This window comes from Fimbriimonas ginsengisoli Gsoil 348 (genome assembly GCF_000724625.1).
GTDB classification, from domain to species: Bacteria; Armatimonadota; Fimbriimonadia; order Fimbriimonadales; family Fimbriimonadaceae; genus Fimbriimonas; species Fimbriimonas ginsengisoli.
Genome location: NZ_CP007139.1, coordinates 3,681,589 through 3,696,592, shown reverse-complemented (window position 1 = coordinate 3,696,592; position 15,004 = coordinate 3,681,589). Strand labels below are relative to the sequence as shown.

Below are 15,004 nucleotides of genomic sequence, written 5' to 3'. Positions count from 1 at the left end.
CGCGACTTCCTAGAGCGAAGGGCGAAGCCCTGGTAACAAGAGCGCCAATACTCCACAACCGAGCCGGATAAAGCCTCGTTGTCGGCGATCCCTCCCGACGCGCCGTCGGGCAGGGTCCGACCATCGGTCGGGCAATCCCCTAGCGTCTTGGAGCGTATTGCATGCTATTCGGCGAGCGCGAGGGCTCCTGATATTGTTAAGGTGATATCGCCGCTTTCAGGGCTCGGAGGCTTGTCGGCCCCTTTACCAGGGTTCCGCTGCGCTTCACCCTCTTCGCTTTGAGATATCGCGCTTGCAGCGCCGGTTCAGGATCTGCGTTTGGACGCACCTTCGATCGTTAGGCACCCCGCTACCATGCAACGGCTTCCTTTTCAGAAGGGAAGCCCCGCAGACGCGGGACCCTGCCCGACGACGCGTCGGGAGGGATCAAAAGGCGGCTGGGAGCCGATGCTACTTCTTCGCCTTCGCGGCAGCCTTCGGCTTCGCAGCGCTCTTCTTCGCCGGAGCTTTCTTCTTGATCGGCTTTCGAACGGAAGGGCCAGCCTCTCGCTTTCGAGCCAGGAGCTCGAGAGCTTGCTCTTGGCTCAGGGCGGCGGGGTCGGTCCCTCGGGGGAGGGTCGCGTTCGTCTCGCCGTCGGTCACGTACGGGCCGAAACGGCCGCTCAGCACCTTCACCGGACCCGCCGCTCCGGCCAACTCGCCGAACTCTTTCAACGCAGAGGGGGCCGCTCGCGCGGTCCGGAATTTTGGCTGGCTCAGAATCTCCGCTGCCTCGGGAACCGTCATCGTCAGCGCGGCACGCCAGTCCGCCACCGTGCGGCGCTCTTCCCCGCTCTCGATGTATGCCCCGAATTTGCCCACCTTAAATAAGATCGGCTGATTCGTCTCCGGATGCTTGCCGATCTCCTTCGGAAGGTTACAGAAGAAGTTCAGCTCCTCCTGCGAAAGCTGGCGAGGGTCGACGCCGGGCGGCACCGAAATCCACGTCGGCTTCACCTTATTCTCGATCTCTTCCGGCGTTCGTTCGACTTCCAGATAGAACCCTTGACGATTCTTCAACAGAAGGCGTCGACCCGTCGTCGGATCGAATCCCACCGACTCGGCCGGCGCCGCCTTCTGGTTCAGCAATTCGATCGCCTTCTCTATCGTGAGATCGGCAGGAGCCAGATCCTCGGGGATATTCGCGTACCGCTTCTGCCCCTCTTCGCCGATCTGGAGGAATGGGGCTCCGTCTTTGCCGTTCCGAACGAGCACCTGCTCTCCGGTCTCGGGCAACTGCCCAACTAGGAAGGCGGGGTAAGGAATCTCTTTTTTGCGGTCGTCGACGATCGTCTTCAGTCCGGTACCCTCCGCGAGGAAGAAATCCTTGAGATAGCTCTTACTGTTCGCCTTCCCCTCGCTGATCTCATCGAGCGCTTCGTCCATTCGCGCCGTGAAGCCAAGATCCATCAGCTCCTCGAAGTTCTTTTGAAGAACCTCCATCGTGAGGAACGCCTTGAACGACGGAATAAGTTGTTTGCCGGCCTTGCGAACGTATCCACGATCCACGATGACCGCAATGATGCTGGCGTACGTGCTGGGGCGGCCGATGCCGAGTTCCTCCAGCTTCTTAATCAACGTCGCGTCGGTGTAACGGGCCGGCGGCTTGGTCGAGTGTCCGATCGGGTCGGTGCCGAGCGATTCGACCTCCAGGCCTTCCTTCAGCCGCGGCAGCTTGCGCTCTCTGGGGTCGGCGGCGTCATCGTCCCTTCCCTCGCTGTAGACCCGCAGAAACCCTTCGAACAGGATCTGCTTGCCGGTAGAGAGGAAGGTCAAACTCTTGGCGTGCGGAGCCAGCGAAGGCGATTCCAAAGTGATGTCCGCTTCCGTGCGTAGCACGCGCGCCGGCTTCATTTGACACGCCACCGTGCGCTGCCAGATGAGTGTGTACAGCTTTAACTGGTCCTCGGACAGGAACTTTCCGATCAGTTGCGGACGCCGCTTCACGTCGGTCGGACGGATCGCCTCGTGCGCCTCTTGGGCGTTCTTCACCTTATTGGTGTAGTGGACCGGCTTGTCGGGCAGACAGTCCGGATACTCCTGGCCGATCAGATCCCGAAGGCGGCCGAGAGCCTCCCCGCTAAGGGTAAGGCTGTCGGTCCGCATATAGGTGATAAGGCCGACCTGCTCGCCGCCCAGGTCGACGCCTTCGTAGAGCGTCTGGGCGATTCGCATCGTCCGATCCGCGCTGAAGCCGAACTTGCGGTTCGCGTCCTGCTGAAGGGTGGTCGTCATGAACGGCGGCGCGGGCTTCTCTTGCCCTTCCGTCGCCTCGACCCGGGTTACGCGCCATGGTTTGGCTCCCTTGCAACCCTCAGCCAACGCTTTCGCCTTGGGCTCGTCGAGAAGCACCACCTTCTGCCCACGACTCGTCTTCAACTCGCCGGTGTTGTCGTCGAAGTCGCTCCCGTTCGCCACCCGGGTGCCGTCGATCGACTTCAATTCGGCCGAAAAATCGGTTTGGTCGCTTCGCAAATGGGCGACGAGATCCCAATAGCTGGCAGAGCGGAAGTTCCGCCGCAGGATCTCCCGCTCGACGATCAGCTTCACCGCGGGCGACTGAACCCGGCCCGCGCTCAAATTCTTCGTAACGCGAGACCAAAGGACGGGTGAGAGCGTGTAGCCGTAGAGACGGTCGAGGATGCGGCGTGTCTCCTGCGCTTCCACGAGGTTAGTGTCCACGTCGCGAGGGTGATCGAGCGCCCTAAGGATCGCTTCTTTCGTGATCTCGTGGAAGGCGATCCGTTTGATCTTGACCGTCTTACCGGGCTTGAGCACTTCCAGCAGGTGCCAACTGATCGCCTCGCCTTCGCGATCTTCGTCAGTCGCGAGTACGAGGGTGTCTTTTCCCTTCATCGATTCGCGAAGCTTTCGCACCTGCGCCAATTTTTCGGCCGGCACCTCATAAAACGGCTCGAAATCGTTATCGACGTCGACGGCGTAATCCGACCACCACTTTTTGCGCAGCTCGGCCGGTAACCCCTTGGCGTTCGGCATCAAATCCCGGATGTGACCGATGGAGGCCTGCACCTCATAGTCGCTTCCAAGGTAGCTGCCGATGGTTCTCGCCTTTGCCGGCGATTCCACGATGACGAGTTTCTTTGCCATATGATCCGTTATTGCTCTGACGCACCGAACCCGCGGCGCGTCCCCTAGTTTTACGTTAACTGCCGACGCTCATCGGCTGATTAGGTCGATTTCGGGGCGAGGGGACTGTACTTCCGCCACACGTGCGGTGTCAAGGCACGTAAATCGGTGGTAAACATCCCAACCTCGGGAAGCGTCTCGTCATTCCAGCCGTTATCTATAAGTAAGCAATGCTCCCAATGAGAACTATTCCTCTCCTCGTTTTGTTCGCGGCCGCCCCGGCGGCGCGTGCGGAAACCACCTATCTCGGCCTGTTTCTACAAGGAAACAAGATCGGTTATTCGTCGTTCTCCTCCGCGCCAACCCATTTCGGAGGCAAGGTGGCCGTCCGCAACGATGGCACCACCCTTATGGATGCCGGCCTGCTCGGCACCGCGATGAGAATCGAGATGACCTCGTCCAGTTGGACGACGCCGGGTGGCTCGCCGCTGAAGATGAACTTCAAAATGACGAGCGGCGGACGAAGCCAAACCGTTCAAGCCCTATTCCGCAACGGACGAGTCGAAGCGACGATCGACAATTCAGGGCAGAAATCCCGCAAGAGCCTCGCGATGCCAAAGGGCGCCCAGGTAGTGGACGACCCGATGACGCTCGTTATCAACGGGCAGATGAAGCCCGGAACATCGCGGGTGTTTTACGTCCTCGACCCGACGACGGTCTCTTTCATTAAGAACGACGTGAAGCTCGTCGGCAAGTCCAAGGCGGTCGTCAACGGGCGTTCTGTCGACGCCACGCTTCTCGAAATCGCCGATCCGCGGGCCACGATGAAGGTCTACATGGGCGCCAAGGGAGACCTCATTCGGGTCGATGGGCCGATGGGAATCGAGATGTACCCGGTCAGCCGTGCCATCGCCTTGGGCAAGTCTGCCAAATACCAGCCTTCGGTCGATCTCGCCTTCGCCACCAGTATCAAGACCGACAAGCCGATCGACGACCCGGCGCATGTCACCGGCCTTAAGCTTCGCATCGTAGGGCGAGACCTGTCTCACATCCCTTCCGGCGACTATCAGACCGTGAAGCGAGACGGAGAAAATTGGACCGTCGACGTTCACCCGTTCCCTATCTCTTCCGACCCGGGCGGCTCGATCCAAAATGCCCGCAAGAGCGAGCCCGAATGGGCGAAGCCAGGAATGAACATTCCTTCTTCGTCGCCGCGGTTCGTTTCACTCGCCCGGCAGGTGGTCGGGAAGAAGACCGACGTCCATAGCGCTGCCTTCGCCATCCGCCAGTACGTCTATCAAACGATGAAGCCAAACGCCGGAATCGGCGTGTTGCGCGACGCGACGGAAGTTTTGGATTCTAAGGAAGGCGTGTGCCGCGATTACGCCGTCCTTACCGCAACGTTACTGCGAGCGGCTGGAATTCCTGCACGTTTGGCAAGCGGTTTAGTCAACTGGGACGGTACCTTCTACTATCATGCGTGGGCCGAGGCCTGGGATGGGCGTCATTGGGTCGGAATCGACTCCACCTCCGACGACAACCAAATTTCGGCCGCGCACGTAAAGCTGGGGGAAGGAAGCGTCGAAGACGCTTTTGCATTTACATTTCTCGACAAGGCAAAAATCGAAGTATTAGATGCCCGGCGAGATAAAAAGGGTGGAGAGTAGAGGGAGAAAGCGATAACTCGCCCCTAAATACCGTCCGTATTGAGATACTAGGCTCGAGTGAGCCAAAACCGTCATGAGCGAACGCAAACTGAGGTTACAAGACATCCCGTCGGTCGGCGTCAAAGGCGCCGTCCACTTCATCGTGATCGCGATTTTCGCGGTCATCGGTGCGGGCATCCTCGGCTCGGTCGCGCCCGAGGTCCTAATCTGGCTGTACCAGCAGATCACCCTGATGATCTCGCACAACAAGCCAGATCCTTCGACTTTTAAGGTCGGAACGGTGGCCGCGGTCGTACCGTTTGCCCTCCTCGGAGTCATCTTGGGCGGCTACGTGGGTGTCCGTTTCATTCGCTCGTTGGAGCGGATCGGCTTGCGCTGGGACAAGATGGATGCCGGCGACAAGGTCACTTTCTTTGTCGGCATCTTCGCCGGCCTTATCGCCTCGGTCCCACTCCTGCTCATGTTCCAGGCGCTGGACATGCCCCCGCTGTACCGAGCCGAACTTATTACCGCGGTAATGACCGGCTTCGCCGCACTGTCGGTGTATGCGCTCCAGTCGATGGCGGAGATTCTTCCCTGGAATCGAAACCGCGGACCGCGACGCCGAAGCGGCATCAAGCTTCTCGACACGAACGTGATCATCGACGGGCGGGTTTACGACGTCGTCCGAACCGGATTTCTCGACGGCAACCTCTACGTACCGGGCTTCGTCCTCGACGAGCTTCAGTACATCGCCGACAGCCACGATTCGCTTAGACGACAACGGGGACGCCGCGGCCTGGAAGTTCTTCGGCACATGCAGGGCGACTTTGAGTTGGACGTACGAAGTCACGACCGGCTTGCCCCTGACCAAGGCGACGGCGTGGACGCCCGTTTGGTCCGGCTGGCAAAGGCGCTTGGCGCGGATATCGTGACGAACGACTTCAACCTTCGCCGCGTGGCCGAGCTTCAGGAGGTTCGGGTGCTGAGCCTCAACGATTTGGCGCTGGCCCTCCGATCGAATATCCTGCCGCAAGAGACGCTCGAGCTGATGATCATCCGCGAGGGAAACCAAATCGGCCAGGGTGTCGGCTACCTCGAAGATGGAACCATGGTCGTCGTGGAGAACGGCAAACCCCACATCGGCGAGACCGTGGAAGTCGTCGTGACCCAAGTCCACCAGACCGAGCGTGGGAAGATGATCTTCGGCGAGATCGATGGCGAGGAAGAGGTTCGCTACGAGCGCCGAAAGCCGACGCCCCGGCCTCGGACCAGCGCGTGAGGATCGTTGCCGCGATTCTCGCCGCCGGGAAGGGAGAGCGGTTCGGCGGCGATAAGACCAGCCTCCTTCTAGGGGGCAAGCCGGTTTGGCGCTGGTCGTACGAGACTTACCTTTCCCATCCGGAGGTCGACCGCGTTATGGTCGTAACCGCCCCTGAGCGGCTCTCCTCGCTTGGAGATGGGGTCTGGGCGGTTCCCGGCGGCTCAACCCGGCAGGAGAGTTCACGCGCCGCTCTAGAGGCGGCGAAAGATGCCGACGTCCTGCTGGTTCACGATGCGGCCAGGCCCTTTACGAAACCGTCGGTGATATCCGCCGTGATCGAAGGAATCCGGGAGGCCGGAGCCGCTGCCGCCGGCCTTCCGGCAACCGACACGATCAAGCAGGTTCGCGCCGGTTCCGTTACCACGCTGGACCGGAACGAGCTGTTCGCGATGCAGACCCCCCAGGGAGCCACCGTCGAGATTCTTACTCGCGCTCATAACTCGGGAACGGTAACCCAAACCGACGAAATGTCTCTCGTTGAAGCGATCGGGGTAAACCCTCGCATCGTGCCTGGAGATCCGAACAACTTCAAGATCACCACGCCTGAGGATATTGTGCGGGCGCGGGGGATGTTGGCGACCGAGACTCGCACCGGAAGTGGATACGACGTCCACTCCTTCTCGACCGACCCGAACCGCACCCTTTGGCTAGGCGGCGTTGCGTTTCCCGATCACCCGGCGCTCGACGGGCATAGCGACGCCGACGCCCTGCTTCACGCCATAACCGATGCGCTCCTGGGAGCCGCGGCGCTGGGCGACATCGGCCAACATTTCCCCAATACCGACCCGCGTTGGCGGGGCGAGCCTTCGATCACCTTTCTCAGGCACGCAGGTTCTCTGCTGCAAAGCGGAGGCTGGCGAATCGTGAATATCGACGCTACCTGTATCGCCGAGAGCCCGAAGATCATGAAGCGGGCCGAGGAGATCCGAGCCACGATCGCGGCGGCTCTGGGAATCGAACCCGATCGAGTCAGCGTGAAAGCCACCACCAACGAGCGAATGGGCTTCATCGGCCGCGGCGAAGGGATCGCCGCCTTCGCGACCGCTTCCATCGCGACCGTAGCGTCGGCGCCCTCGCCGATGATCCGGTGTCCCTAACGCAAAGCGTTGTAGCCGCAGGTTGGCTCGTACCTGCGCGAGAGTGTTTCGTCCATTGATCAAACCTACGGATCAGCGGGGGCTCTCCGCAGGTACGAGTCAACCTGCGTCTACACTGGGGGAGGCTAATGCCGACTTATCTCTTGCAAGTCCTGAACATCACGTTCCTGGTCTTTCACACCGGTCTCGTGCTGTTCAACTGTATCGGCTGGGCATGGCGCCGCACCCGCCAGTGGCACCTCCTCACTCTCGCCCTAACCGCCATTTCCTGGCTTGTCATGGGCATTTGGCACGGCATCGGCTACTGCATTTGCACCGACTGGCACTGGCAAGTCCGCCGAGCCCTCGGCTACCACGACCCGGACACGACCTATATCCAATTTCTCGTGCGCTCCCTCACCGGATGGAGTCCATCCGAAGGCCTTGCCAAAGCCGTCGCCGGCTGGGTCTTCGGCATCGCCGTGGTCCTGAGTGTGTCGCTGAACATCCGAGACATGAGGGAGCGGAAGAGCAGCCTCGCAGCTAGCTAGAGGTTGCCAATCTCTTAACGCGAAGCGTTAACTTAGGCGTCGCCGCAAAAGGCGACGATGCCGACCTCGGCGGCCCCGGCCAACCGAAGCACCTTGGCACACTCGCGGGCGGTTTGCCCGCTGGTCAGGACGTCGTCGACGAGCATGATCCTTTGCCCGGAGAGGTCGCCCCGAACGCGGAAAGCATTCAGGAGGTTTCGCTCGCGCTCTTCCCGAGAGAGCCCGGCCTGCGGACGAGTTCGCCGAACGCGCGCCAAAATCTCCGGCTGGGCGGTAAGCCGCTCGCAAAGCAGCTCGGACTGATTGAAGCCGCGTGAGCAGCGGCGACTCCAGTGGATCGGTACCGGAACGATCGCGTCGACGTCGAGTCCGAACTCCTCGATCACCGCCTGGATCTCGCGCGACATGGCCGCCGCGAGCGAGGTCGACCGGCCGTACTTCAGCGCTCGCACCGCTTGACCGGCTCGTCCTTCGTAACGAAACAGGGTCAAGCGGTAATCGAGCGCCGCACCTTCCTTTCCTGCCGCCATCCGAGGATCGCTCTCGATAAACTCGTCTCGGCAAGCGGGGCAAGGAGAGCTCTCCGCGAACAGGCCGCAAAGCGGGCATTTGCGCGGGTAGAGAAGGTCCGCCGCGCGATCAAAGAAGCTGGTCCATGAGCCGCCGGCTTTCAGCATCCAGCCCCTCCAGGTTCGGAATCTCGAAACGCCCCCCGTCGGCGCTGGTAATGTGCCAGCGATTGGGCTGGATCTCGGTGGCGCTGTCGCGCCAGTTCCGGACGTAAAACTCGGTAGCTCCGCGCTGGGTCACCACGCCGAACTTCCACATGCCCGCTTCCTGCCGAAGCGATTCGATACGCTCAATCCTCGGCGTAAAGTAACGCCGGTCGAGTTGGGCGTCGAACACCTCTCTGGTCTGAGGATCCAACCCCTCCATCGTGCGCAAAATCCCAACTTCCTTCCCCGCGCCGTCCTGGATCGAGAGGAGTTGGAGCGGCTCGCTCAGCGGAAACGCCCGTTTGAGAAGCGCGGTAAGGATCGTTCGGTCCCCCGCAATCTCCACCCGAATATGCGCTGCCCCCGCCGGCCGCCAAGCCCGAACCTCTCCCGGTTCAAGATAGCGAAGCGCCGTAGCCATGGAATTCAGGATAGCAGGTTGGGCGGAAGGCGTTGGGCGCTAGGGATGTGGACTGTGACGTGTGGCTTGTGGACGGAGGGGGAAGATTGTCTTGGGCGTTGGGCGTGAAGCGCAGAGCGTGAAGGAAAGGGTAAAGCAGCAAGCTGGCAACGCCTCAACGCCTCAACGCCTCAACGCCTCAACGCCTCAACGGCCTCAACGCCTCAACGCCTCAACGCCTCAACGCCTCAACGCCCAATGCCTCAACGCCTCAACGCCTCAACGCCTCAACGCCTCAACGCCTCACGCCTTCACCTTGTACTGCTCCACATGCTTTAGGCAGCAGGCTCGGATGCGGCCACGGATTCGGTTGATGTAGGCAGCTCGCTCGGTGACGCCGACGGCGCCACGGGCATCAAGAACGTTGAAGATGTGCGAGCACTTGAGGGCCATGTCGAGGGATGGGTAGACCAGCGCCTTGGCGCCCGCTTCGGGCGGAAAATCGGCGCCCCCGGCCATCGGGTTCGCGGTCATGATGCCGTTTTCGGCATCCCAAAAAACCGGCGTTTCGATGATCCGCTTTGCCTCCGACTCGAAGACCTCGAACAGCTTGAACAGCGCCTCGGTCGACGCAACCTCGAAGTTGTAAACGTTGTTCTGCATCTCGAGCTGCCAGTTCACATCCCGGTAGCTCGTGCTTTCGTTCCACATGAGGTCGGTCCAGAAAGAGCTCTGGTTGCTGAGCATGAGGCAGAGCCGCTCCGGGCCGTAGGTAATCTCGGCGCTGACCGGGTTGCATTCGATACCGCCCACTTGTTGGAAGAAGGTGAACTGGGAGACCTCGGTGCCGTTCACCCAAACCTCCCAGCCGACGCCGCTCGCCCCCGCCGCCTGGTCTTCCCAGTCGTCCTCCACGAACCGGACGTCGTTCTTCTTCGTATCGAAACCGAGCGCGTCCAGCGAACCGAGATAGAGGTCCACGATGTTGCTCGGACTCGGCTTCATGATCACCTGGTACTGGTAATACCGCTGGCCGCGCTGAGGATTTCGAGTGTAGCGGCCATCCGCCGGCCGGCGAGAAGGCTGGACGTAGGCGACATTCCACCCCTCTGGGCCAAGCGCTCCGAGCAGGGTTGCCGGGTGCTTCGTTCCGGCGCCCACCTCCGTATCGTAAGGCTGCAAAATGGCGCAGCCCTGGGCGGCCCAGTAGTCGTTGAGGCGGAAAATCATCTCCTGCAGCGTCATGGTTGGGGGCAAGGATACCCGTGAGCCTTTTCGACCCCTTCGCGCAACCTAAGGGAATACGTTAAAGTAGTTGCCGTTATGCAACCCCGCCTCCTCGTCCTTGCGCTGTCGCTCGTGATCCTGGTCGGTTGCGACCACATCGGCTCGATCGGGTCCCACTCGGTGGTCGGAACCGGTCCGGACAAGACGGATTCGCGAAGCATGGGCGCCTTCACCAAAGTTCAGTTGCGGAACGCGATCGAGGGGACGATCATCGTCGACGGCAAGAGTTCCGTGGAGATCCAAGCCAAGGAGTCTCTGCTTCCGCTCGTGAAGACTCACGTCGAGGGAGGCGAATTGATCGTCGAGACCACCCAGTCGATCGACAGCTCCACCCCGGTAAAAGTGGTCATTCACGTAGCCGGCCTAGACGAGCTACGCACGACGGGCGCGTCTTCGGCAGACGTAAGCGGCCTTAAGTCGGAAAGCTTCACTCTGACCGGAAGCGGCGCGAGCCGCATCTCGTTGTCTGGCGACGCGAAGAAGCTTACGGCGGAGGCAAGCGGAGCATCGGAGATTAACCTCAAGGGAGCGTTCCCGGACGCTTCTCTCAAAGCGGGCGGAGCCTCGAATATTCATTCCGAAGATGCCCAAATTGGTAGCGTCAAGGCGGACGCGACGGGAGCGTCGACGATTAGGCTCGGGTCTATCAAGTCGCTTGCCGCGGTAGCGGCAGGTGCGTCGACGATCAAATACCAAGGGAAGCCAAACGTCAGCAGCAGCGAATCCTCAGGCGCTTCAACGATTTCGGGTTCGTAGGCGATTTAAGATTCGGTTTTGGTCGAACGCGGTTCGTCCGGCCATGCTAATCTCCACGCTGACGAGCCCCTTGGAGCGGCTCGCCGACGTGAGGGACACCATGCTAGAGACCGGCCGCCTATCGCGCCGCGGACTGCTGCAGGCAGCCGGCGGAATCACTTTTCTCGCCATCGCTCCCGGCGCCGCCGCCAAAACGCCGCTGGGGCTAGATGGCGAACCGTTCGACTCCTTTGCTGGTGCCCCGGCCAGACCCGTCTTTACCGCCCTTCCCTACCTACAGCCCGGGCCGACGGGACATCGGCTGGTCGATGGCGAAGAGTCGTTGGTGATCGCCTGGCAAACCGACGTGGTCCCTGCCCGATTCGAATTGACATACGGACCCAACGGGACCGAACATCGCGCGACGATCGAGCAGGCCCCAAGGGGCGCGGGCATTCACCGAGCCAGCGAACGTCGCACGAATTACGTCGCTCGCCTCCAAGGTCTGAATCTCCATAGCCGGTACAAGTACCGCGTCGATATGAACGGCGAACGAGTGGTAGAGGGGTATTTCACCACCCGCAAGCCTCGCGGCGAGAAGGTACGGTTCGTTTCCTTTGGCGACAACTCGCACGGCGACATGAGCGATCGGGCCATCGCCTACCAGGCGTTCCGAGCCCGGCCCGACTTCGTGATGAACACCGGCGACACCGTTTACGACAGCGGGCTCGATAACGAATACAGCCGTTACTTCTTCCCAATCTACAACGCCGATGAGGCTGGTCCTCGCATTGGCGCCCCGCTCCTCCGCGCCGTGCCGTTCTACACCGTATTGGCGAACCACGACCTAACCTCGCGCGACGCCAAAGGGCACCCGATTTCGGACCTCGACAAGTATCCGGACGCCTGCGGTTATTTCACCAACATGCACCCGCCGTTAAACGGTCCCGACCCGAGCCATCCGATGCCGATCGTGGGAGCGACCGATCGTCTGGCCGAGTTCACAGCGGCAGCGGGAACGCAGCATCTGCGGAAGTCGAACTACTCGTTCGACTACGGTGACGGCCATTTTCTATGCCTCGACTCGAACGTGTACGTCGATCCGACCGATCCCGCTTTGCAGAAGTGGATCGCCGACGACCTCTCCGGGTCGTCGGCCGTATGGAAGATCGTCGTCTACCACCACCCCGCGTTCAACGTGGGCAACGAGCACTACGATGAACAGCATATGCGCGTCCTCTCGCCGATCTTCGAGAAATGCGGAGTGGACGTGGTCCTCAGCGGACACGAGCACACCTATCAGCGAACCCGCCCGCTACGCTTTGCTCCCCGCGATGAATCGGGGGCGAAGGCGGTTGGCGAGGGGACCCGGTACGTTCCGGGAAGCTTCACCGTAGATCGGCGATTCGACGGACAAGCGGCGACCAAGCCCGACGGGATTCTCTACATCACGACCGGAGCGGGCGGCAAGAGCCTTTACGATCCGGAAATGAACGACGATCCGACGAGGCGGCTACACCCGGAAGACGGCAACGTCGAATACATCGCCGCGATGGTCACCGACCGGCACTCTTTATCCGTTATCGATATGGATTCGCGCAGCTTCATCCTTCGCCAAATCGACGAGTGGGGCCAGCAGATCGACCGAGTGGAGCTGAGAAAGGGTTGACGATGCGAAAATCCGCTCTGTGGATCGCCCTAACCGCCGTGGCCGGACTCTCTGCCTTCACCGCCTGCGGCCACATCCATACTTGGGATTACCCACATCCTTTTGGCACCTCCTCGAGGAGGTAACCGGCGCTGACCACCAATAGTTTCGCCTTGGCTGAAGCCATTCATGTCGTGGGCACTCCGAGCCCGGTGGGCTCTTCAGAAAGTAGCCGCGGGTCGAAGCCCGGGGTAAGAGGTCGCCCCCCTCCCCGACCCCGGCAGGCGGCCGCAGAACCTACCGCCTCAAGCGCAGCGCCTGAACCAGAATTGGCCCATTGGGATGTCCACAGAAACTCAATGGCCCAACCGTGTCGGACGCCAAGCGGCGCTTCTCGACGATCATCATCACTATAGGGACCAGGTGCAGTGATGATCGTCGGGAAGCATCGCCGATACCCCGAACCGGCCATCAAACTCCGGGAAAGGTCTCCGCCACATTAACAAGCATGTCGATAAACTGCGGACCTTCGGGCAGGCTCATGCCGGACATTCGGACGAAGCCGGAGCCGGGAGCGCCACCGAACGACTTCACCCAAACTGCGGCGAAGCCGTGATCGTCTTTCGCCAAGACCTGGGTAACCGTCGACGGGTCGGCGGCGAAATCGGAGAGCCACATCCCGTGCAAGCCCCACGCTTGGCCGGTCGGGGTGGGGGTGGTGGCCAAGGAGTCGAAGATCGTGCGGGGCTGTACGCCCATGAGCTGGCGAGTTCCGTCCCAGTCGATGTCGGCCATGTCGATCTGCCCGGTCTTCTCAATTGGCCACATCTTAGGCGGGATGCCGCACCAAACGACCTTTCCACCCGCCGCCATGTACGACTTTGCCGCCTCGAACGGGGCCGCTTCCGGGAAAAACCCGGTTGCCATCACCACCGCACTCGGCCGGTGATCCGCGGTCCGCGCTCGAAAGAAGTCGGCGAGGCCGGCATTGTTGAGCAGCTGGTAACCCCGCTTGACGAGCGCATCCCGCACCGCCGGGAATTTGGAAAGAGTGTGAGTGCGCTCCGCGTCGTCCCAGTACACCGCTCGCGCGATCGGTCCGTGAGAATCGAGCTTGAAGCAGTAGATGCCGCCATCGTCGCTGCCAAAGATGCCATGATCGCCGGAAAGAAACGGCGAGGTCCAGATCTGCCCGGTGCGGGCGATCTCCCACTTCCGCGCTCCCGTTTTTCGGTCGAACGCGATGAAACGGCCGTCTCCGTCGGTGGAAAAGACCTCGCTTCCCGCTACCGCGGGCGAAGTCCACATGAGCCCGGTCGGCACGCGCCAGATCTCCTTACCGGTTTCCGCGTTGACCGCCTGGAGAAAGCGCTTGTCGGAGCTCCCCGCATAAACCACCCCGTCCGCCACCGCCGGAGAGGTGTTCACCCACGACATCACATGGTCGTAGCTCCATACGAACGCGCCGGTACGGGCGTTAAGGCAATACAGTAATCCGTCGCGCGCGCCAAAGTAGACCTTCCCTTCCGAAACGGCGGCGGACGACTGGATCGTCTTGCGGTCGAAGCCGAACTTGCTAGAGTCGAGGGTTGCGCCCAGTGTCCGATAGCTCCACTTTAGTATCCCGGTTTCCGCCCCGATGGCGTAAAACACGCCGTCGAATCCGCCCAGGTAGACCATTCCGTTCGCGACTGCCGGAGTCGTGTGGAACCGGGTCGGCGCATGAAATTTCCATTTCCGGGTTCCGGAGTGAACGTCGAGCGCGATCACATCGCCGTTCCCACCGCCCACGTAGGCGACATCTCCGGAGACCGTCGCGGACGAAGTCCAGTAATCGCCGTTGATCCCCTGCCAAACCGGCGCATCCGGCCCGATCTTGTAGTTCCAGATCGGCTCTCCTTTTTGCCGATCGAGGGCGACGACCCGGCCGTCTTGTGTCACGACCACAACCTCGCGGGCAGTTACCGCGGGAGAGCTTGTAACCGGCGCATCCACGTCGCGTTGCCACATAATGGAACCCGTGAGGGCGTCAATCGCCCTTACACGTCCATCTCCCGCGCCGATGTAGACCGTCCCGTCGTATTCCGCCGGGGTGGAACGCACCGTTCCCTCGGTCTGAATGCGCCACCGCATTCCGCCGTAGGCGCCCGCGGACACGCCAGTGATGGACCCGGTGTGGGCCGGGTCAAACCGAAAAGTCGCGGGCGGGTGCGCGACCGGCGTACCGAGGAAAGCGAGGGTTATCGAAAGAATTGGGCTCATACGGGTGGCTAACCCGAATACCTGCCCCACCCCGATTTTCGTTCCATCCGAACCGTGCCCTTAGCCCTCTTTCTTCGACCAACGATGGTCATTAAGAACAATATTGGTTTGCCCGTAGCCCGGGGATTTATCCCCGGCAGAACCTTGAACCGCAGCTAAAGCTACGGGCTACGGTCGGATCAGACAAGGGAAATCTAAGCCTAGTTTTCTGAGCCAGCGAACCCTGTCGCTAT

11 protein-coding genes are annotated in these 15,004 nt (G+C 61.2%); 6 read left to right on the top strand and 5 right to left on the bottom strand.

Annotation, left to right across the window (positions count from 1 at the left end):
- Positions 1-450: 450 nt before the first annotated feature.
- A complete protein-coding gene (gene topA / locus OP10G_RS16580; protein WP_025229321.1) occupies positions 451-3,147 on the bottom strand; it encodes a type I DNA topoisomerase in 2,697 nt (898 codons plus the stop codon).
- Positions 3,148-3,365: 218 nt separating this feature from the next.
- Here topA and OP10G_RS16575 point away from each other — a divergent pair, with 218 nt between their 5' ends.
- The 4 genes from OP10G_RS16575 to OP10G_RS16560 all read left to right on the top strand — a co-directional run bounded on the left by OP10G_RS16575 (position 3,366) and on the right by OP10G_RS16560 (position 7,723).
- Positions 3,366-4,793: a transglutaminase-like domain-containing protein gene (locus OP10G_RS16575; RefSeq protein WP_158409263.1), complete on the top strand. Its 1,428-nt coding sequence runs from the start codon at positions 3,366-3,368 to the stop codon at positions 4,791-4,793.
- A 73-nt stretch (positions 4,794-4,866) separates the two neighbouring features.
- A complete protein-coding gene (locus OP10G_RS16570) occupies positions 4,867-6,054 on the top strand; it encodes a PIN/TRAM domain-containing protein (RefSeq protein WP_025229323.1) in 1,188 nt (395 codons plus the stop codon).
- Entirely contained in the window at positions 6,051-7,193 is a 1,143-nt protein-coding gene (locus tag OP10G_RS16565) for a bifunctional 2-C-methyl-D-erythritol 4-phosphate cytidylyltransferase/2-C-methyl-D-erythritol 2,4-cyclodiphosphate synthase (protein WP_025229324.1), read from the top strand. The genes OP10G_RS16570 and OP10G_RS16565 overlap by 4 nt, the downstream gene beginning before the upstream one ends.
- Positions 7,194-7,321: 128 nt before the next feature.
- A complete protein-coding gene (locus OP10G_RS16560; RefSeq protein ID WP_025229325.1) occupies positions 7,322-7,723 on the top strand; it encodes a DUF2784 domain-containing protein in 402 nt (133 codons plus the stop codon).
- 32 nt (positions 7,724-7,755) lie between these two features.
- On the opposite strand, the gene OP10G_RS16555 is transcribed toward OP10G_RS16560, so the two are convergent.
- The 3 genes from OP10G_RS16555 to OP10G_RS16545 form a co-directional block, all read right to left on the bottom strand.
- Entirely contained in the window at positions 7,756-8,400 is a 645-nt protein-coding gene (locus OP10G_RS16555; protein ID WP_025229326.1) for a ComF family protein, read from the bottom strand.
- Positions 8,363-8,860: a DUF1854 domain-containing protein gene (locus OP10G_RS24860; protein WP_025229327.1), complete on the bottom strand. Its 498-nt coding sequence runs from the start codon at positions 8,858-8,860 to the stop codon at positions 8,363-8,365. Before OP10G_RS24860 ends, OP10G_RS16555 begins: the two co-directional genes overlap by 38 nt.
- A gap of 282 nt (positions 8,861-9,142) precedes the next feature.
- Complete coding sequence (locus tag OP10G_RS16545; RefSeq protein ID WP_025229328.1) at positions 9,143-10,084, bottom strand: glycine--tRNA ligase subunit alpha; 942 nt, start codon at positions 10,082-10,084, stop codon at positions 9,143-9,145.
- A gap of 78 nt (positions 10,085-10,162) precedes the next feature.
- Here OP10G_RS16545 and OP10G_RS16540 point away from each other — a divergent pair, with 78 nt between their 5' ends.
- Entirely contained in the window at positions 10,163-10,882 is a 720-nt protein-coding gene (locus tag OP10G_RS16540; RefSeq protein ID WP_025229329.1) for a head GIN domain-containing protein, read from the top strand.
- A gap of 43 nt (positions 10,883-10,925) precedes the next feature.
- Positions 10,926-12,530 carry a metallophosphoesterase gene (locus tag OP10G_RS16535; protein WP_025229330.1) on the top strand — a complete coding sequence of 535 codons (1,605 nt, stop codon included), beginning with the start codon at positions 10,926-10,928 and terminating at the stop codon, positions 12,528-12,530.
- Between the two features lie 450 nt (positions 12,531-12,980).
- On the opposite strand, the gene OP10G_RS16530 is transcribed toward OP10G_RS16535, so the two are convergent.
- A complete protein-coding gene (locus OP10G_RS16530) occupies positions 12,981-14,771 on the bottom strand; it encodes an outer membrane protein assembly factor BamB family protein (RefSeq protein WP_025229331.1) in 1,791 nt (596 codons plus the stop codon).
- Positions 14,772-15,004 lie beyond the last annotated feature (233 nt).

Bases quoted from the DNA above. Each gene is read 5' to 3' on its own strand.
- OP10G_RS24860 (WP_025229327.1), bottom strand. From the start codon at position 8,860: ATGGCTACGGCGCTTCGCTATCTTGAACCGGGAGAGGTTCGGGCTTGG.
- topA (WP_025229321.1), bottom strand. From the start codon at position 3,147: ATGGCAAAGAAACTCGTCATCGTGGAATCGCCGGCAAAGGCGAGAACC.
- OP10G_RS16575 (WP_158409263.1), top strand. From the start codon at position 3,366: ATGAGAACTATTCCTCTCCTCGTTTTGTTCGCGGCCGCCCCGGCGGCG.
- OP10G_RS16555 (WP_025229326.1), bottom strand. From the start codon at position 8,400: ATGCTGAAAGCCGGCGGCTCATGGACCAGCTTCTTTGATCGCGCGGCG.
- OP10G_RS16530 (WP_025229331.1), bottom strand. From the start codon at position 14,771: ATGAGCCCAATTCTTTCGATAACCCTCGCTTTCCTCGGTACGCCGGTC.
- OP10G_RS16535 (WP_025229330.1), top strand. From the start codon at position 10,926: ATGCTAATCTCCACGCTGACGAGCCCCTTGGAGCGGCTCGCCGACGTG.
- OP10G_RS16540 (WP_025229329.1), top strand. From the start codon at position 10,163: ATGCAACCCCGCCTCCTCGTCCTTGCGCTGTCGCTCGTGATCCTGGTC.
- OP10G_RS16570 (WP_025229323.1), top strand. From the start codon at position 4,867: ATGAGCGAACGCAAACTGAGGTTACAAGACATCCCGTCGGTCGGCGTC.
- OP10G_RS16560 (WP_025229325.1), top strand. From the start codon at position 7,322: ATGCCGACTTATCTCTTGCAAGTCCTGAACATCACGTTCCTGGTCTTT.
- OP10G_RS16545 (WP_025229328.1), bottom strand. From the start codon at position 10,084: ATGACGCTGCAGGAGATGATTTTCCGCCTCAACGACTACTGGGCCGCC.